Source organism: Dehalococcoides sp. THU4 (assembly GCF_043231265.1).
GTDB lineage: Bacteria > Chloroflexota > Dehalococcoidia > Dehalococcoidales > Dehalococcoidaceae > Dehalococcoides > Dehalococcoides mccartyi.
This window is the reverse complement of sequence record NZ_CP171266.1, coordinates 1,282,779-1,299,674: the sequence shown is the minus strand read 5'-3', so window position 1 is coordinate 1,299,674 and position 16,896 is coordinate 1,282,779. Positions and strand designations below refer to the sequence as shown.

Below are 16,896 nucleotides of genomic sequence, written 5' to 3'. Positions count from 1 at the left end.
AAGGAGTTGTGTTGCGAAGCTTAATAATAGATAATATAGCCTCAGAGGAGGGATCTGATGAGACTAGGAAAATCTGAAATTGGCTTTAGAATCTTCATGGCTCTGGTGCTTGCCCTTGTACCTGTTGCCTTGGGCGGCTGTAATCTGGATAATATTATTGGCAATAATAACAATAACACGCCGGCATCCACTAAAACTCTCAAAGTAGGCTTAAGTGTATGCTATACCGGCCCGGCGGCTGAAAAGGGTACACCCCAGGGTAATGCCAAGCTGGATGCCATAAAATACATAAACGATGAGCTTGGCGGGGTAAACGGCTACAAGATTGAGCCTATATTCCGGGATACCAAATATGACACCGCTATAGCGGTTACCGTAATAAACGAGTTTATTTCTACTGACTGTTTATTCTTCACCACCAACTCTTCAAAGGATATGCAGGCATCTATGGAAATAGCCAACCGGGCAGGTTTTCCGGGGTTTACCACTTTCAGTTCACCATCACTTACCCATCCTCCCCAGCATATATACTCCCAGCTGCCTGATTATGGTGATGACTGGGTGGCTTTTATGCAGTATTATTTGGAGAATGTCTGGCAGGGTGAGGGCAAACCGAAAGTAGCCCTGATGATACTCCAGAACCCCACCGGTTACGGTGCGCGGGATGCCGCTAATGCTATGGCAGAGGAACTGGGCGTGGAAATAGTGGGTATTTATGAACATTCCACTACTATTAATGATGACACAGCCAATCTGTTAAATATGAAAAACCAAAATCCGGATGTGGTTTATATATCCAGCACCCCCCAGCCGACATCTGTCATTGTAAAACAGATGATTGAACTGGGGATTTACCCCGGTGTCCAGATAGGGTGCGGTCACGGCGGCTTTACCCAGTCACTGCTTGAGCTTGTCGGTGCAGATAAGGCTGAGGGTATAATGGGGGTGTATCCCACCGTAAGCTGGGACGAAGATGTTCCGGCTATGGCCAAGATGAAGGAATACTGCCTGAGGTATCACCCTGAAAATTACGGCAATATGGATTATATCGTCTCGTGGGCTGAGGGTTTGATAATAGCTGAGATACTGCGGCTGGCTATAGAAAACTCCCCCGGCGGTGTAGACTCACTGACCCCCCAGATTATTGAAGAATTCGGCATAAAACGGCTGAACGGGTATGATGTGGGCGGTTTGCATGGCCCGGTTTCTTACTCAGTGGGGGATAACCGTCTGGTAAAATCTGTAAGGGTTTTCAGGATTGAAGACGGGCAGCTTAAGGTTATAAGCGGCTGGATAGAAACACCCAGCATTGCGTATGAAAATTTTGACTGGTTTGGCAAATAACGGGAGGTAATATTGGGTCTATGCTCAAAGTAAATAACATAGAAGTTACCTACCTGAACGTTATCAAGGTGCTTCACGGCGTTTCGCTGGAAGTGCCGGAAAAATCCATTGTGGCTTTGCTGGGCGGAAACGGTGCCGGTAAAACTACCACTTTAAAAGCCATTTCCGGCTTGCTGCATATTGAAGAAGGGCTGGTAACGGACGGCAATATTGAGTGGGACGGCACCCGGATTGATAAAAAAAATCCGGAAGCTATCGGTAAGCTGGGTATAGTTCAGGCTCTGGAAGGCCGCCATGTTTTTGAGCATTTGACCACCGAGGAAAATCTGATTGTGGGGGCGTTTAACCGCAAGGACCGCCAGAATATAAAATCAGATTTGGCTATGGTATACGAATATTTCCCCCGCCTCAGGCACGTTCAGCATAACACCGCCGGTTACCTTTCCGGCGGTGAGCAGCAGATGCTGGTCATAGGGCGGGCTATGATGGCCCGCCCCAAGCTGATGATGCTGGACGAACCCTCACTTGGCTTGGCACCGCTGATGGTCAAGGAAATATTCGGTATTATCAAGAGGTTTAACGAAGAACAGGGCACCTCCGTGCTGCTGGTTGAACAAAATGTGAAAGTAGCTTTATCTATTGCCCATTACGGTTATGTGCTGGAAAACGGGCGGATAGTGCTTGACGGTGATACTTCATTCCTGACTAACAATGAAGATGTCAAAGAATTCTATATGGGGCTTTCCACGGTGGGCGCTAAAAAAAGCTATCGTGAAGTCAAACATTACAAGAGGCGGAAAAGATGGCTTTAGAAAACGGCAAAAACAACCACTTTGACAAGCTGGAGTCCATGGGGCTTGAGGAGAGGGTTGAATTTTTAAACACCAGGCTCAAAGAGACTGCTGCTTATGCTTATGAAAATTCGGCGGCAACCAGAGCTATGTTCCAAAAAGCCGGGCTGAAGCCTGAGCTTATCCGCAAGGTGGAAGATTTAGAGCGGCTGCCGATTACCCGCAAGTCAGACCTGATTGAAATGCAGAAACAGAACCTGCCTTATGGCGGTTTTCTGATGATACCGGAAGAAAATATTGAACGCATATTTATTTCTCCCGGCCCTGTTTATGAACCGCTGCACACCAGCACTATCCATTGGTTCGGGCGTTCTTTCTGGGCAGCCGGTTTCCGCAAGGCAGATGTGGTTATAAATACCTTTACTTACCACTTGTCTCCTGCTGGTATACTTTTCCACGAGGGTTTGCGTGACTGCGGGGCTACGCCCATTGCCTCAGGCACCGGCCATACCGAAATGCAGATTAAGACTATTCAGGAGCTGAAAGTAACTGCCTTTGTGGGTACTCCCAGCTATCTGCTGAGCCTGTTTGCCAAAGCCGAAGAGATGGGTTTGGATGTTAAAAAAGAGCTTAATATCAAGCGTGCCTGGTTTACCGGTGAGATGCTGACGTCTTCTATCCGTAAAACGCTTGAAAAAGATTATGGCATAGACACTTATCAGGCTTACGGGGTGACTGAAACCGGAGGCTGTTTGGCCTACGAGTGTGAAGAAAAAAACGGCCTGCACCTTATGTCTGATGAATATGTAGTGGAGATAGTAGACCCAAAGACTGGCAAGCAGCTTGGCGAAGGTGAAGTTGGTGAAGTGGTGGTTACCCCGGTAAATAACAAAACCTGGGGGCTTATGCGATTCGGCACAGGTGATTTATCCTGCCTTAAAAAAGAGAAATGCGGCTGCGGGCGTACCGCCTATAAGCTCAGCGGCATAATAGGGCGGGTAGGAGATGCGGCAAAGGTACGGGGTATGTTTGTAGTCGGCAAACAGGCTGAGGAAGTTTTTAAGCTTTTCCCGGAGATTGTCCGCTGCCAGATAAGGATAAACCGACCTGAAAACAAAGATGAGATGACCTTTGTCTGTGTCCACGATGACACCGAATTTGATGCCAAAAAGCTGTCTGACGAGCTGAATAAAAAATTTCAGGACAGGTGTCTTTTAAAGGCAGACCATATAGAATTTGTAGCTGCAAATGCTCTGGCAGAAGAAACCAAGCTGATGCTGGATGAACGCAAGTGGGATTAGGGGAAATAAATGGTTGATTGGCAGATTACCGCCTGTACCATACTCTGCGAAGCAGTTTGTGATGAGATAACCATAATCATCAAGGATGATGGTTCGGTACGCTGTACTGCTTATGATATATACGGCTCTCCTTCACGTGATACCCTGAAAGAGATGTCAAAGCGGGCTAAAAAATGCGGACATGGCTTAAAATGCGAAGGCCCTCTTTGCCACCGGGTTATAAGCTACCGGGATAAGATTATGAATGAGGAGAGAGGGCAGAATGAATCAGCCTGATACCAAGATAAAAATAGCTGACCTCTCCCTTTCGTTCGGCGGTATCAAAGCCCTGAAGGGAATCAATCTGGATATATATGATAACCAGATAACTGCCGTAATAGGCCCGAACGGGGCAGGCAAGACCAGTTTGCTAAACTGCATTAACGGTTTTTATAAACCCCAGGCAGGCAGTATTGTTTATAAAGGCCAGAATATTGCCCGTATCCGCCCTGACCGGGTGGCTAAAATGGGTATTGCCCGTACTTTTCAGAATATAGAGCTTTATTCAGGTTTGACTACCCTTGAAAATCTGATGGCCGCCCGGCATATATTTATGAAGCAAAACTTTCTGACCGGGGGTGCCTATTTCGGGCCAGCCCATAAAGAAGAAATAGCTCACCGCAAGATAGTAGAAGACATAATAGATTTCCTGGAAATAGAGCCTGTCCGCAAAAAGGTAGTCAGTATGCTGCCGTACGGCATGCGGAAGCGGGTGGAACTGGGCCGGGCTTTGGCGCTTGAGCCGGAAGTACTTTTGCTGGACGAACCTATGGCGGGTATGAACCTGGAAGAGAAAGAAGATATTGCCCGCTTTATTGTAGATATTTTTGAAGGGCAGGGTGAAACCTATCCTGATACTCCCATACTGCGTGACGGGGTAAAGTGTATTGTGCTTATTGAACACGATATGGGTGTAGTTATGGATTTAGCTGACCGTATTGCGGTGCTGGACTTTGGCAGCAAAATAGCTGAGGGCAGGCCTGAAGAAATAAAGAATGATGAACACGTGATAGCGGCCTATCTGGGTGATGAATAAACTACCTGGCGGGCGGGTTTAAAGCGGAACGCCGCTGGCACTTACTTTAGCTATCAGTTTGCCTTTGGCATTGGTCACCTCTACTTCGGCAACAGCCAGACGGCGGCCTGATTTGACTACTTTGGCTTCCGCAGTTAGTTCGTCATCATTATCCGGGGCTGACAGAAAGTGGATATTGAACTGGGCGGCTACCGTAGGCAGTTTCAGGCTGTTCACTGCATAACCGAATGCCTCATCTGCCAAAGACATGGTGATTCCGCCAAAAATTATGCCGTAGGCATTTATAAACTCCGGTTTGAGTTTGATACTCAGCTTGGAATAGCCGGGTTTCAATTCCAGTATTTTTATGCCCAGAAAATTCAGGGCAGGTTCAGTGCGGCTTTTTTCATGCAGAAGCTTAATATTTTCTTCAGCATCAGGGTGTGTCATCTTATTCCCTCGTTCAAAATATCATAAATCTTGTTCATGTCTATGCTTGCCCTGACTATATCTGCCAGTTTATCATATTCTTTGTCACGGTCAAAATAGCCTGCCTGCCGCTCCGGTATGCCCTTGTAACGGCGGATTGCATTTAAGAAGCCGCGGCGGAAAGAGTCACTTTCAAATATTCCGTGTATATATGTACCCAGCACCGTACCTTCGGCATTGGATGCCCCGTCCAGATAATCAGCCGGGCCTTTGGGGGTTTTGGTAATCTGGAAGGCAGGCTGGGCAGTAAATAAGCGGGTCCTTCCCATGTGGATTTCATAGCCGCCCACTTCACAGCCGGCCATATCTGCAAGCAGCCCGTTATTAAACCTGACCTGGCCGCTTACCTGTGTGGTGGATTTTTCTTTTTCAAAGGTTGTTTCGGTATCCAGCAAACCCAGACCCTTTAATTCGGTGGTTTCAGACTCGGTCTTGTGGGGGTCGTATATCATCTTTCCCAAAATCTGGTAGCCGCCGCAGACGCCTAAAACATGGGTGCCTTTTCCGGCTTTTTTGATGATAGTTTCCGCCAGACCGTTTTGCCACAGGTATTCCATGTCAGGTATGGTGGATTTGGTACCCGGAATTATTATCAAATCAGGGTTGCCAATCTCACCGGTTTTGGATACAAACCTGACTGATGCCCCGTCTGTGGCTAAAGCGTCAAAATCGTCGTAGTTGGATATGTGGGGCAGACGTATTACCGCAATATCAAGGTCGGTTTCACCCAGACCGCTTTTACATTCGTCCAGGTATACCGAATCTTCCTGGGCAATAGCCATATTGCGCAGATAGGGGATAATGCCCAGTACCGGTATGGAGGTGCGGTCTTCCAGTACATCTATGGCCGGTTTAAGTAAACTGGCATCCCCCCGGAATTTATTTATCAGATAGCCCTTTACATAACCGCGTTCTTCAGGCTCTAAAAGGTCTATAGTGCCAATCAAAGAAGCAAAAACGCCGCCCCGGTCTATGTCTCCGGCCAGAAGCACCGGCGCACCGGCGGTTTTGGCAATCCGCATATTTACAATCTCCCGCTGCCTCAGGTTTATCTCAGCCGGGCTGCCTGCCCCTTCTATGACCACAATATCATTTTGCTCCCGCAGGCGGTTAAGTGCCGCCAGAGCGGTATCCAGCAGCAAGGGTGCATATTCATAATATTCACGGGCAGAAATGGTGCGGTCCACTTTGCCGTTTACAACAATCTGGCTCTTGGAATCTGCTTCGGGCTTCATCAGAATAGGGTTCATATCTACGCTGGGGGCAATGCCGCAGGCTTCCGCCTGGACAGCCTGTGCCCGGCCAATTTCGCCGCCCTCTTGGGTGACAAAAGCGTTCAGCGCCATATTTTGGGATTTGAACGGGGCTACTTTGTAGCCGTCCTGTTTAAATATCCGGCAGAGCGCAGTGACCAGTATGCTCTTGCCCACATTAGAAGAAGTGCCCTGAACCATTATCAATTTCGCCATGACGTTCATTATACCAGTTTTTATTTAAGTAGAGTAGAAAAAGGACAACTTATTTTGATTTATAGCGTGTTCTGCCTTGAAAATCTTTGATGTATAATGTTTCCCAACTAATATAGCGAGGCTGAAAATGCTGGTTGAGAACCCCAAAAAGCAGGCATTAGAAATAATTAAACGCCTTTCGGTGATATACCCTGAGGCCAAAACAGCGCTTAACTTTACTACCCCGTTTGAAATGCTGGTGGCTACTATTTTATCCGCCCAGTCTACTGACAAAATGATAAATAAAATCACGCCAGCTCTCTTCAAAAAATATCCCGGCGTACAGGCCTTTGCTGACGCATCTCTGACTGAGTTGGAACAGGATATTAAGTCATCAGGTTTCTTTCACAATAAGGCGCTGAATATTATAGGTGCTGCCAGAGCGGTTGTAAGCCGTTTTGGTGGGGATGTCCCCCGTAATATGGCAGATATGCTTACTCTGCCGGGGGTTGGGCGTAAAACAGCCAATGTAGTTTTGCATAATGCTTTCGGGCTGGTGGAGGGAATAGCGGTAGATACCCATGTAAAGCGTTTAGCGGGGCGGCTGGGGCTAAGCACTAATACTGACCCGGTGAAAATAGAGCAGGATTTGATAGCACTTATTCCCCGCAGTGAATGGGGGAATTTTTCGTATTACCTGATAGACCATGGGCGAGCAGTCTGTGATGCTAAAAAGCCGCGTTGCCAGGAGTGTGTTCTTAATGATATCTGCCCGTCAGCCTTTTTATTTGTCAAGGTGAAATAGGCGGCGGGCATTGGCAGTGGTTGCCGATGCCACTTCGTTAGTACCAAGGTTTTTTATCTCCGCCAGAGTTGCCGCTGTCAGCGGAATATAGGCAGGTTCGTTCCGTTCCCCGCGGTGAGTCTGGGGGGGTAGAAACGGGCAGTCAGTTTCCAGTACTATATGTTCAAGAGGTATAGCGGCAAAGGCAGAGTGATATTTTCTGGAAGACGGATAACCGATATAAGCGCCCAGCCCTATGTAAAAACCCATATTTATATATTTAAGTGCGGCTTCGGCCGAACCGCTGAAACAGTGGATTACGCCTTTGCCTGCGCTCGCCGGGCTCTGGGCAGACCAGTCCGAAAGTATTTTCAGTACGTCTTCTTCGGCCTGGCGGCAGTGGATTATAAGCGGCAGACCGGTTTGGTCAGCTAAATCAAGGTGGTGATAAAAGGTTTCCAGCTGGGTGTGGCGGGGTGAGTAATCACGGTAATAATCCAGCCCGCATTCGCCTATAGCCACCACCTTTTCACACTTAGCCAGCAGTTCCAGACGTTCAAAATCCGCCTCGGTAACCCCGGTGCATTCCTGGGGGTGGATACCGACTGCGGCGTATATGGCCGGATTGGCGGCTGCCAGGTCAATGGCTTTTTGGCTGGAAAGTATGTCTATACCGGTGGTAATTATGGTTTTTACGCCGTTTTCAAAAGCCCGCCTTAGCATTTCCTGACGGTCAGCGTCAAATTCAGGCATATCCAGATGGGAATGGGTGTCTACATATTCATAAATCGGCACGGCAAATGTCCTAATGGATTATTAGCTCGGCGGCCTTTTCAATAAGGTTTAAGAGCGTTTCAGGTACAATGCCGAATATTAACACAGCCAGTCCGGAAATACCAAGTGCCAGTTTAAGCGGCCAGGACGCCAGTACCCGTACATCCTGGCGGGCAGGTCTTAGCCACATTACCCGTATTACGTTGAAGTAAAAAACGGCCGAAATCACGGTGTTTACGGCGGCGATGATCATTAGCCAGAGCATATCCGCCTGAACAGATGCGCTGAAAATATAATACTTGGCAAGAAAACCTGCCAGAGGCGGAAAACCGGTGAGAGACAACAGCGCCAGTGTCAGGGCAGAAGCATATACCGGGTTGGTCTTGGCTAAGCCTTCGTAAGAGGATATTTCGTCACTGCCGGTAGAACGGCTGATGGCTATGATAGAGATAAAGGCGGCCAGGTCTGATACGGCAAAAGCTACCAGATAAAAGAGCAGGCTTATCCGCCCGTCTGCCAGTTCCGGGGCGTTTCCCACCGCCGCCAGAGCCACCAGTATATAACCGGCATGGGCTATGCTGGAGTAACCCAGCATTCTTTTGATGTTTTTCTGGGGTATGGCCAGTACATTTCCCAGTGTCATACCCACAGCGGCCAGAATGGCAATAATCAGTGCCCATTCCTGGCTGAGTGCCAGCGGGTCGGTAAAAACGGTATAGAAAAGGCGAAGGAAAAGGGCAAACCCGGCCGCTTTGCTGGCTATGGAAAGGTACAATGTTATAGGGGTGGGAGAGCCCTGATAAACGTCCGGTACCCAAAATTGGAATGGCACGGCGGCTACTTTAAAGCCCAGACCTGTAATGGTCAGTATTATACCCAGCAGCAGCCCTGCATGAGTGGTTATATCTGTGCCTGAGGGCAGGGTTTGTATATAGTTTACAATACCGCCCAGATTGGTTTCTCCGCTGAAACCGTAAATAATCACCATGCCAAATACCAGCATAGCCGAAGCTACCCCGCCCAGAAGCAGGTATTTGAGGGCTGATTCGGTGGAATTCTGGTCTTTTAAAAAGCCCACCAGTACGTAAAAAGACAGCCCGGCCAGCTCTAGTGAAAGATACATGGTAATAAGGTTGGCCGTGGAGGCCATCATTATTATGCCCAGCAGGGCAAACAGCACCAGAGCGTAGTATTCACCCTGAAAACGTTTAAACTTAGTTACATAATCCATGGAAGCCATTATAACCAGGCCTGAAAGGCAGATAAAAAGAATACGGAAGAAACTGGAGTAGCTGTCCAGTGCCAGCATACCGCCAAAAGCCATTTCGGGTGGGTTATTCCAGTTTAGGGCTGTGGCCACAGCCGCTGCCGCCAGTCCCAGCAAAGACAGATAGGCCAGATACCTCTTACTTTTAGTCAGAAAGAGGTCAGTTATTATAACCAAAATGGCTGTTATCAGTATTATTATTTCAGGCATAAACAAATCCATCTGCCTCTATCCGCCGAAAACGGCCGCCAGCGGGGCCACTCCGGTTTGAATCACATCTACTATAATCTGGGGATAAAGGCCAACCCCGAACATTACCACTAAAAATACCAGTGAAAAAACTATTTCGGTTTTATCGGCATCTTTGACCATCTGGAATTTTTCCAGTCCGGGGCCTAAAAATACCCTCTGGACTGTCCAGAGTATATAGGCAGCCGCCAGTACCAAACCCAAAAGGCAGAGCATGGTAAAGACCTGCCCGCCGGGGACTACCGAACTCTGGAATGAACCTAAAAAGACGCTGACTTCGGCGATAAATCCGCTGGTAGCCGGCACAGCCATTGCCCCCAGACCGGCCAGTATAAATATGATAGCTGTGCGGGGCATTTGTTTTGCCAGACCGCCCAGTTTGTTAATATCCCGTTCGTGGGTATTGTGCATGACCACACCGGTTATGGCAAAGAGCAGGCCGGTAATTATACCGTGGCTGAACATTTGCAGAACCGCACCATTCATGGAGATTTCACCCAGGGTAAATATACCCAGCAGTACAAAACCCATGTGGCTTACCGAACTGTAGGCAATAAGCCTTTTGATGTCTGTTTGTTTAAGGGTGATAGCGGCACCGTAAATTACGTTTATGACCGCAATAGTCAGTATCAAAGGTGCCCAGTCACGGCAGACGTCAGGGAACATGGCCACGTTTAACCTGAGCATGGCATAGCCGCCCATTTTAAGTAGCGTACCTGCCAGAATAACACTGGCGGCGGTAGGTGCGTCTGTATGGGCATCCGGCAGCCAGGTGTGGAAGGGGAAAGCCGGAAGCTTGATGGCAAAGCCGATAAAGAACATAAAGAAAGTAAGCACCATCATGGCCGGACGCAGGAAATTATTAAGGTCAGTAGATGCCAGAGACGCTATATCCAGACTGCCGGTGGCAAAGAAAAGTATCAGGATACCGGCCAGTATAAACGCACCGCCAAACAGGGTGTAAAGGACGTATTTAAGAGCCGAATACTCTTTACGCCCGGCACCCCAGATTGAAATCAGGAAATACATGGGTATCAGTTCCAGCTCCCAGAAGATAAAGAAGAGCAGCAAATCAAGAGAGACAAATACGCCTGTAATGCTGGTCTGGAGTATAAGCAGCCAGACAAAAAACTCTTTTACCCGGAGGTCTACTTTCCAGCTGATAAGTACTGCCAAAACACCCAGTAAAGTAGTCAGAACCAGGAAAGGCAAACTTAAACCGTCAACGCCAAGGTGGTAGTTGGCGTTTAAAAGGGATATCCAGGGGAGATTTTCTTCAAACTGTATAACCCCGGCCATGGAACTACTCCGGTCAAATCCGGCAAAGACCACTAGTGAGAGCACCAGCGGCACAAGAGTGAGCAGCAGTGAGCTGATTTTTATTGCCCGCCCGGACAAACGCGGCCACAGAGCCATCAAGATAGCTCCCGCTGCGGGCAGGAAAGTTATTAGTGTTAAGTATGGTATGCTCATACTCCCCCCTTACCAGATAATAAGAGCCGCCATCACCAGTACAACCACCCCGGCGGCAAGATAAATTCCGTATGACTGGAGCTGACCGGTCTGGGCTTTGCGTCCCACCTTGCCGCTCTCTACGGTTATAGCGGCAACCCCGTTTACCGCCCCGTCCACTATGCGTTCATCAGCGGTGCGGAAGCGGCTGAAAAGACGGGAAAATAATACTTTTTGAATGAAGAAGCCGTTTAAGCCCCCGTCTACTACCTTTTTGTCAAAGAAAGCCGCAAAAGCAAACAGCCCTTTCATAAGCAGAGTGCGGGATATAACCCCTTCGTACAGCTCATCCATCCAGTATTTCTTGGAAAATATCATATAAAGCCATTTAAAACGCTCTGAAAATACAGCGGGTGAAAGGCTCTTCTTTTTATACATCAGGAAGGCCAGATATATACCGCCGCCGGCTACGGCCAGTGAAACCAGGGCCAGCGGGTGCAGCAAAATGCCGAACAACCCCTCAAAAAAGCCGGTATGCACTTCTTCGCCCAAAAAGCTGCTGAAACTGCCGCCGGCATTCAGCAAACCGCTGATTACCGAAGGCACAACCAGTATCAGAAGCGGCCATGACATGACCTTGGGGGATTCATGGGGATGCCCCTTGCCGCGGTAAGTGCCGCCGAAAGCCACGAAGTACAGGCGGAACATATAAAAGGCTGTCAGGAATACGGTTATGAGTGCCAGAATGAACAGGATAAATTGCCCGTCCATAGCCCCGGCAAGTATCTCATCCTTGCTGAAAAAGCCTGAAAGCGGCCAGATGCCTGCCAGACTGAGTGAGGCAATAAGAAAGGTCTTGCTGGTAACAGGCATAGGCTTGGACAGGCCGCCCATTTCGCGGATATCAAATGTGCCGGTAGCGTGATTTACGCTGCCTGAACCTAAAAAGAGCAAACTCTTGAAAAAAGCATGGTTAAACAGGTGGAATATACCGATAGCAATGCCGCCTGTACCCAGCCCCAGCATCATATAACCCAGCTGGCTGACTGTGGAATAGGCCAGTATACGCTTCATATCGTTCATAACCAGCGCCATGGTAGCGGCAAATATAGCGGTAACCGCGCCGATTATAGATACCCAAAGCATGGCTGTTGCCGAGCTTTCAAATATAGGGTAGGTGCGGGCAACCAGAAATACACCGGCAGCAACCATGGTGGCGGCATGGATAAGGGCGGAAACGGGGGTAGGGCCTTCCATAGCATCCGGCAGCCATACATGTAGGGGGAACTGGGCTGATTTGCCCACCGCACCGGCAAATATGCCCAGAGCGGCTACAGTTACTGTGCCGGCACCTATAAGCCCCATTTCGGCCATGCCGTTCAGGCTGTTTATATCAAGCGTGCCGGTATTCGCAAACAAAATGAGTATAGCGGCTAAAAAGCCCACATCACCTATACGGGTTACAATGAACGCCTTTTTAGCGGCATTGGCAGCGGCCGGGCGGGTAAACCAGAAGCCGATAAGAAGATATGATGCCAGACCCACTAGCTCCCAGAAGAAGAAGGTAAAAAGCAGGTTGTCAGAGAGCACCAGCCCCAGCATGGAGGCGGTGAAGAAAGATAAAAAGGCATAGTAACGGGGATACCCTTTATCACCGTGCATATAGCCCTGTGAATATATGTGTACCATCAGGCTTACAAAAAGGATTACAAAGCACATTATGGCGGCCAGCGGGTCAAAATTTAGGTTAAGGCTGATATCAACCGAATTCCCAATGGAAAACCAGCTGAAGCCGGAGGCATAGTGAGAAGCCCCTTCCTTACCCAGCAGGCCTGTCAGCCCCCAGATGGAAAGCAGTAATGAACCGCCTACACCGGCTATGCCCAAATATCCGCTCAGGGCCGGTTTTTTGCAGAAAAAGGCGTACCCCAGGGCTATCAAAGCCCCGCAGATAAGGGGGAGCAGCATTATGAGCCAGAGTCCGGTTTGGGTCATCGCTTATTCTTCCTCTTTACCACTTCATCAAATCTATCTTGGTGGCATCAATAGTATCCCGGTTTTTATAAATGGATATTATTATGGCCAGACCAATAGTTGCCTCGGCGGCCGCCACCGCGATAATAAACAGGGTAAATATCTGCCCGGTAAAAAATTCGGCGGCAGAAAAACGGTTAAAGGCCACCGCCGCAATGGTAACTGCGTTCAGCATTATTTCTATGCACATCAGTATCACTACGGCGCTCTTTTTAACCAGCGCCCCGTAAAGACCGATACAGAACAGTATTACCGCCAGTACCAAAAAGTGAGTCAGTCCCATATTATTTGTCCCTCACCAGTACTATAGCCCCGATAATAGCCACCAGTAATATCACACCCGTAATCAGTACCCCCAGCCCGAACCCGTCTGAACCGAAAAGCATTTCGGCCAGCCCGGCAGTGGTGGTGGAGGGGGCGGGTGCGTCACTGGAGGTCCAGTTTGAGCTGATAAGCATATAGGTCATTATCCCGCCCAAAGCGGTAACAACAACCAGAGCCGGTATTTTAAGCTTGTTGGTAAGGTTGCCCCGCTGAACCTCACGGGTAAGCATGATTGCCAGTATTATCAGTACCGATATAGCACCGATATAAATAAGTATCTGCACCGCTGCCAGAAAGTCTGCCGAAAGCAGCAAAAACACGCCGGCAACCGAAAGGAAACAGAGTATCAGCCAGAGGGATGAGTGAAAAATATTTTTCACTCCCACCACCAGCAAGGCGGAGGCTATACAGGTTATGGCTATAATCCAGAACGCTATTTCCACCCCGGTTTACCTTTCAAAGTAGCCTTTCTTATTTATAAGCAGGGTTTGTTCAGCCAGTTTTTCTGCGGCATCCGGGCGGTCATACCCGCTGAGTACCCGGGTTGCCGAGGGGGCAAGTTCATCCCCGGTAAGTATCAGCTCACGGCAACGGCACTCGGAACGGCTTTGCCCTTCCGCTTTTTCAACGTTAGTACAGCGGTAGGTGGTAGTTTCGTAGCCGTAGCCCATGTAAATTGAAGTTTTAGTAGGGCAGGATTCAACACACAGACCGCAAAAGACGCACAGCCCGAAATCTATAGACATATGGTCTACCTTAAGCTTGCGGTCTTCGCCGCGGGAAACCTCCATATTGATGGCCTTTACCGGACAGGCTCTGGCACAGGCCAGACAGGCAATACAGGTCTCCTTCACCCAGATAACCTGCGTTCCCCGTATCCTTTTTGACATGGTCAGTTTTTCTTCCGGATACTGGACAGTTATCCACGGGCGGAAAAGATGCTTGAAGGTAAGGCGCATTCCTTTTAGAATGCCGCCCCCGGTATTACTTAACGCTGACACGTCCACCTCCCAGCTTGTAAAAACGGCTGAACAGGAGGATAAGCCCGAACATTACCGCTATATTTATACCGATAAGCACTGCTGTATTCATGTCAGGCGCAGCCAGTATCTCAAATGCCGTTATAACCAGGTTGGCCAGGGACAGCGGCAAAAGGAACTTCCAGCCGAAAGCCATCACCTGGTCTATACGAAGACGGGGTATGGTAGCACGCACCCAGATTATAAACATAAAGACTATCAGGACTTTAGTAATAAACCAGATAACGGGGTGCAGCAGCGGCCCCTGCCAGCCCCCCAGAAACAGGGTGGTGGCTATGGCCGAAATTGCCAGTACTTCGGCGTATTCCATCAGGTAAAAAAGGCCGAATTTCATGCCGGAATATTCGGTATGAAAACCGGCAATGATTTCAGATTCCGCTTCCAGCAAATCAAACGGGGTGCGGTTTATTTCCGCCATGGCGGCGGACAGGTAAACGAAGAAACCCAGAGGCTGCAAAAGTACAAACGGGACACTCTGGGCTTTTACTATCTCATTCATCGAAAGCGAACCGGTTAACATAACAACGCCGAGTATTGAAAGCACCAGCGGTATTTCATAGCTGACTTCTTGGGCTATGGTACGCATGGCACCCAGCAGGGAATACTTGCTGTTGCTGCTCCAGCCAGCCATAAATATACCTATTACCGTTACCGAGCTAACCGCCAGTATATAGAGTATGCCTATATTCAGGTCAACCAGCATAGCTCCGTCTGCAAAGGGTATGGCGGCAAACATCAGCATTACCGGCACAAAAGCCACCAGCGGGGCTAACCAGAATACCCCTTTGTCTGACTCAGTAGGGATAATATCCTCTTTAATAAGCACCTTGATAGCATCTGCAATGGGCTGCAGCAGCCCGAAAGGGCCGGCTCTGTTGGGGCCGGGGCGCAGCTGAAAACGGCCGATAAAGCGGCGCTCCAGCCAGATAAATAAAAGCACACTCACAATTACAAAACCAAAGAGTATGACCAGGTAGACCAGCAGGTGAACCCAGAAGTCAGACATTATCTGTCCACCTCACCCATTACAATGTCTATGCTGCCGAATATAGCCATCAGGTCAGCCACTTTCCAGCCTACCACCATATCTTTCAAAGCTGATAAATTTAGCAGGCAGGGTGGACGCACCCGCCAGCGGTAAGGTTTATCCGTGCCGTCTGAAACCAGATAAAAGCCCAGTTCGCCTTTAGGCCCTTCTATGCGGCTGTAAACTTCACCCGCAGGCGGCTTAAGGAGTTTGGGTGCTTTACCCATTATTTCACCTTCGGGCAGGTCTTTGACTGCCTGGCGGAGTATCCGCACGCTCTGGCGCATTTCCCTGATACGTACCATATAGCGGTCATATGTATCACCGTTTTGGGCGGTGGGTATATCAAACTCAAAGCGGTCATAGATTGAATACGGGTCATTCCGGCGGATATCCCAGTTTACCCCGCTTGCACGGAGAACCGGCCCGGCCGCACTGGAGTTTATGGCCAGTTCACGCTTAAGTACCCCCACACTTTTGGTGCGGATAAGCACAATTTCATTAGTGGAAATAAGCTGTTCGTATTCGTCTATGAAACCGGGCAAGGTATCAAGAAGCTTTTTCAGGGCAGGCAGGAATTCTTCCGGCAAATCCTGAACAAAGCCGCCGAAACGGTAATAATTGTAATTTAAGCGCTGGCCGCTGCACATATCAAACAGTTCCACAATCTTTTCACGTTCGCGGAACATGTACAAAAGCGGGGTTTGCAGGGCACCTAAATCATTCAGGAAAAAGCCCAGACCCGCCAGATGGCTGGCTATCCGCTGGAGCTCATCCAGTATTACCCTGATATATTCAGCCCGTTCTGGCACTGTTATGCCGGCCAGTTTTTCCACCGCCATAACATAAGCGTGGTTGTTGGTCATAGAGCCCAGATAATCCAGTCGGTCGGTAAAAGGTATGTCCTGCAGGTAGGTACGTCCCTCAGCCAGCTTTTCAATACCCCGGTGGAGATAACCGAAAACCGGCTCCAGGTCGGTAATAACCTCACCGTCCAGAACAAGCCGCAGACGGAACACACCGTGGGTGCTGGGGTGCTGGGGGCCTATATTTAAAATAAAGCTTTCAGTTTTAATGGCCATTTGCAAAGTCCTTGCGCAAAGGATAACCCTCAAAGCCCTCCCACAGGAAAATGCGTTTCAGGCCTATATGATTTTCAAAAACCACTCCGAAAAGGTCATATATTTCACGTTCCTGCAGCTCTGCTCCCCGCCAGATATCCACTACCGAAGCTATTTTGGGGTTAGTCTTGTCAGTCAGGCGGGTTTTAAGTGTCATGGCGGTATTGTTCACAATTGAATTCAAATGGAAAACTATTTCTATGTATTCAGGATAGTCAACCGTGGTAAGGTTGGTCAGGTAGTCCATTTGCACCGGCCGGGAAACCAGATATTGGCACACCCGGTGTATATCCTCAGGCAAAGCCAGCAGAAAAGAACTTTCCGCCTGGATTTCAATCCCGGGCAGCTCTTTAGATAAATCAGCCTTCAGTTGTTGGTAATCAAGTACGGCGGTCAT

Annotated in this window: 18 protein-coding genes; 6 read left to right on the top strand and 12 right to left on the bottom strand. The window is 48.9% G+C overall.

The features are described from left to right. The first annotated feature begins 57 nt into the window (after positions 1-57). From ACE6F3_RS06960 to ACE6F3_RS06940, 5 genes are read left to right on the top strand one after another with little or no spacing between them, the layout of a single operon-like run. Positions 58-1,344 carry an ABC transporter substrate-binding protein gene (locus ACE6F3_RS06960; protein ID WP_010936646.1) on the top strand — a complete coding sequence of 429 codons (1,287 nt, stop codon included), beginning with the start codon at positions 58-60 and terminating at the stop codon, positions 1,342-1,344. 20 nt (positions 1,345-1,364) lie between these two features. Continuing rightward, entirely contained in the window at positions 1,365-2,156 is a 792-nt protein-coding gene (locus ACE6F3_RS06955) for an ABC transporter ATP-binding protein (protein WP_041342292.1), read from the top strand. Beyond that, complete coding sequence (locus ACE6F3_RS06950; protein ID WP_279115587.1) at positions 2,147-3,436, top strand: phenylacetate--CoA ligase family protein; 1,290 nt, start codon at positions 2,147-2,149, stop codon at positions 3,434-3,436. Before ACE6F3_RS06955 ends, ACE6F3_RS06950 begins: the two co-directional genes overlap by 10 nt. 9 nt (positions 3,437-3,445) lie before the next feature. Then, positions 3,446-3,712, top strand: coding sequence for a hypothetical protein (locus tag ACE6F3_RS06945; RefSeq protein WP_279115588.1), 267 nt, complete (start codon positions 3,446-3,448; stop codon positions 3,710-3,712). Continuing rightward, the gene (locus ACE6F3_RS06940) at positions 3,699-4,511 is read left to right on the top strand and encodes an ABC transporter ATP-binding protein (protein ID WP_010936642.1); all 813 of its coding nucleotides are present in this window, start codon (positions 3,699-3,701) and stop codon (positions 4,509-4,511) included. The genes ACE6F3_RS06945 and ACE6F3_RS06940 overlap by 14 nt, the downstream gene beginning before the upstream one ends. An 18-nt stretch (positions 4,512-4,529) precedes the next feature. On the opposite strand, the gene ACE6F3_RS06935 is transcribed toward ACE6F3_RS06940, so the two are convergent. Continuing rightward, positions 4,530-4,940, bottom strand: a complete 411-nt coding sequence (locus tag ACE6F3_RS06935) for a PaaI family thioesterase (protein WP_010936641.1) — start codon at positions 4,938-4,940, stop codon at positions 4,530-4,532. Beyond that, positions 4,937-6,448 (bottom strand): cobyric acid synthase, encoded by a 1,512-nt coding sequence (locus tag ACE6F3_RS06930; RefSeq protein WP_279115591.1) that lies wholly within the window; start codon positions 6,446-6,448, stop codon positions 4,937-4,939. The genes ACE6F3_RS06935 and ACE6F3_RS06930 overlap by 4 nt, the downstream gene beginning before the upstream one ends. A gap of 127 nt (positions 6,449-6,575) precedes the next feature. Between ACE6F3_RS06930 and nth the strand changes: the two genes are divergently transcribed. Continuing rightward, complete coding sequence (gene nth / locus ACE6F3_RS06925) at positions 6,576-7,232, top strand: endonuclease III (protein ID WP_279115593.1); 657 nt, start codon at positions 6,576-6,578, stop codon at positions 7,230-7,232. Here nth and ACE6F3_RS06920 read toward each other — a convergent pair. From ACE6F3_RS06920 to ACE6F3_RS06875, 10 genes are read right to left on the bottom strand one after another with little or no spacing between them, the layout of a single operon-like run. Further along, positions 7,212-8,006 (bottom strand): TatD family hydrolase, encoded by a 795-nt coding sequence (locus tag ACE6F3_RS06920; RefSeq protein ID WP_279115595.1) that lies wholly within the window; start codon positions 8,004-8,006, stop codon positions 7,212-7,214. The genes nth and ACE6F3_RS06920 overlap by 21 nt on opposite strands. Positions 8,007-8,016: 10 nt before the next feature. Further along, positions 8,017-9,474: an NADH-quinone oxidoreductase subunit N gene (locus ACE6F3_RS06915; protein WP_353912932.1), complete on the bottom strand. Its 1,458-nt coding sequence runs from the start codon at positions 9,472-9,474 to the stop codon at positions 8,017-8,019. Positions 9,475-9,480: 6 nt separating this feature from the next. After that, entirely contained in the window at positions 9,481-10,974 is a 1,494-nt protein-coding gene (locus tag ACE6F3_RS06910) for a NuoM family protein (RefSeq protein WP_058292990.1), read from the bottom strand. Between the two features lie 9 nt (positions 10,975-10,983). Then, complete coding sequence (gene nuoL, locus ACE6F3_RS06905; RefSeq protein ID WP_392654714.1) at positions 10,984-12,948, bottom strand: NADH-quinone oxidoreductase subunit L; 1,965 nt, start codon at positions 12,946-12,948, stop codon at positions 10,984-10,986. A 16-nt stretch (positions 12,949-12,964) separates the two neighbouring features. Beyond that, complete coding sequence (gene nuoK, locus ACE6F3_RS06900) at positions 12,965-13,270, bottom strand: NADH-quinone oxidoreductase subunit NuoK (RefSeq protein ID WP_010936634.1); 306 nt, start codon at positions 13,268-13,270, stop codon at positions 12,965-12,967. 1 nt (position 13,271) lies between these two features. After that, positions 13,272-13,754: an NADH-quinone oxidoreductase subunit J gene (locus ACE6F3_RS06895; protein ID WP_041342269.1), complete on the bottom strand. Its 483-nt coding sequence runs from the start codon at positions 13,752-13,754 to the stop codon at positions 13,272-13,274. Positions 13,755-13,760: 6 nt separating this feature from the next. Next, on the bottom strand, positions 13,761-14,312 hold the full coding sequence (locus tag ACE6F3_RS06890; RefSeq protein ID WP_041223371.1) for an NADH-quinone oxidoreductase subunit I: 552 nt from the start codon (positions 14,310-14,312) through the stop codon (positions 13,761-13,763). After that, entirely contained in the window at positions 14,296-15,357 is a 1,062-nt protein-coding gene (gene nuoH, locus ACE6F3_RS06885) for an NADH-quinone oxidoreductase subunit NuoH (protein ID WP_041342266.1), read from the bottom strand. Before nuoH ends, ACE6F3_RS06890 begins: the two co-directional genes overlap by 17 nt. Further along, positions 15,357-16,460: an NADH-quinone oxidoreductase subunit D gene (locus ACE6F3_RS06880; RefSeq protein WP_279115602.1), complete on the bottom strand. Its 1,104-nt coding sequence runs from the start codon at positions 16,458-16,460 to the stop codon at positions 15,357-15,359. The genes nuoH and ACE6F3_RS06880 overlap by 1 nt, the downstream gene beginning before the upstream one ends. Further along, positions 16,450-16,896, bottom strand: coding sequence for an NADH-quinone oxidoreductase subunit C (locus tag ACE6F3_RS06875; RefSeq protein WP_279115603.1), 447 nt, complete (start codon positions 16,894-16,896; stop codon positions 16,450-16,452). The genes ACE6F3_RS06880 and ACE6F3_RS06875 overlap by 11 nt, the downstream gene beginning before the upstream one ends.

Coding starts and splice junctions, on each gene's coding strand:
- ACE6F3_RS06960 (WP_010936646.1), top strand. CDS start 58: ATGAGACTAGGAAAATCTGAAATTGGCTTTAGAATCTTCATGGCTCTG.
- ACE6F3_RS06955 (WP_041342292.1), top strand. CDS start 1,365: ATGCTCAAAGTAAATAACATAGAAGTTACCTACCTGAACGTTATCAAG.
- ACE6F3_RS06950 (WP_279115587.1), top strand. CDS start 2,147: ATGGCTTTAGAAAACGGCAAAAACAACCACTTTGACAAGCTGGAGTCC.
- ACE6F3_RS06945 (WP_279115588.1), top strand. CDS start 3,446: ATGGTTGATTGGCAGATTACCGCCTGTACCATACTCTGCGAAGCAGTT.
- ACE6F3_RS06940 (WP_010936642.1), top strand. CDS start 3,699: ATGAATCAGCCTGATACCAAGATAAAAATAGCTGACCTCTCCCTTTCG.
- ACE6F3_RS06935 (WP_010936641.1), bottom strand. CDS start 4,940: ATGACACACCCTGATGCTGAAGAAAATATTAAGCTTCTGCATGAAAAA.
- ACE6F3_RS06930 (WP_279115591.1), bottom strand. CDS start 6,448: ATGGCGAAATTGATAATGGTTCAGGGCACTTCTTCTAATGTGGGCAAG.
- nth (WP_279115593.1), top strand. CDS start 6,576: ATGCTGGTTGAGAACCCCAAAAAGCAGGCATTAGAAATAATTAAACGC.
- ACE6F3_RS06915 (WP_353912932.1), bottom strand. CDS start 9,474: ATGGATTTGTTTATGCCTGAAATAATAATACTGATAACAGCCATTTTG.
- ACE6F3_RS06910 (WP_058292990.1), bottom strand. CDS start 10,974: ATGAGCATACCATACTTAACACTAATAACTTTCCTGCCCGCAGCGGGA.
- nuoL (WP_392654714.1), bottom strand. CDS start 12,948: ATGACCCAAACCGGACTCTGGCTCATAATGCTGCTCCCCCTTATCTGC.
- nuoK (WP_010936634.1), bottom strand. CDS start 13,270: ATGGGACTGACTCACTTTTTGGTACTGGCGGTAATACTGTTCTGTATC.
- nuoH (WP_041342266.1), bottom strand. CDS start 15,357: ATGTCTGACTTCTGGGTTCACCTGCTGGTCTACCTGGTCATACTCTTT.
- ACE6F3_RS06880 (WP_279115602.1), bottom strand. CDS start 16,460: ATGGCCATTAAAACTGAAAGCTTTATTTTAAATATAGGCCCCCAGCAC.
- ACE6F3_RS06875 (WP_279115603.1), bottom strand. CDS start 16,896: ATGACCGCCGTACTTGATTACCAACAACTGAAGGCTGATTTATCTAAA.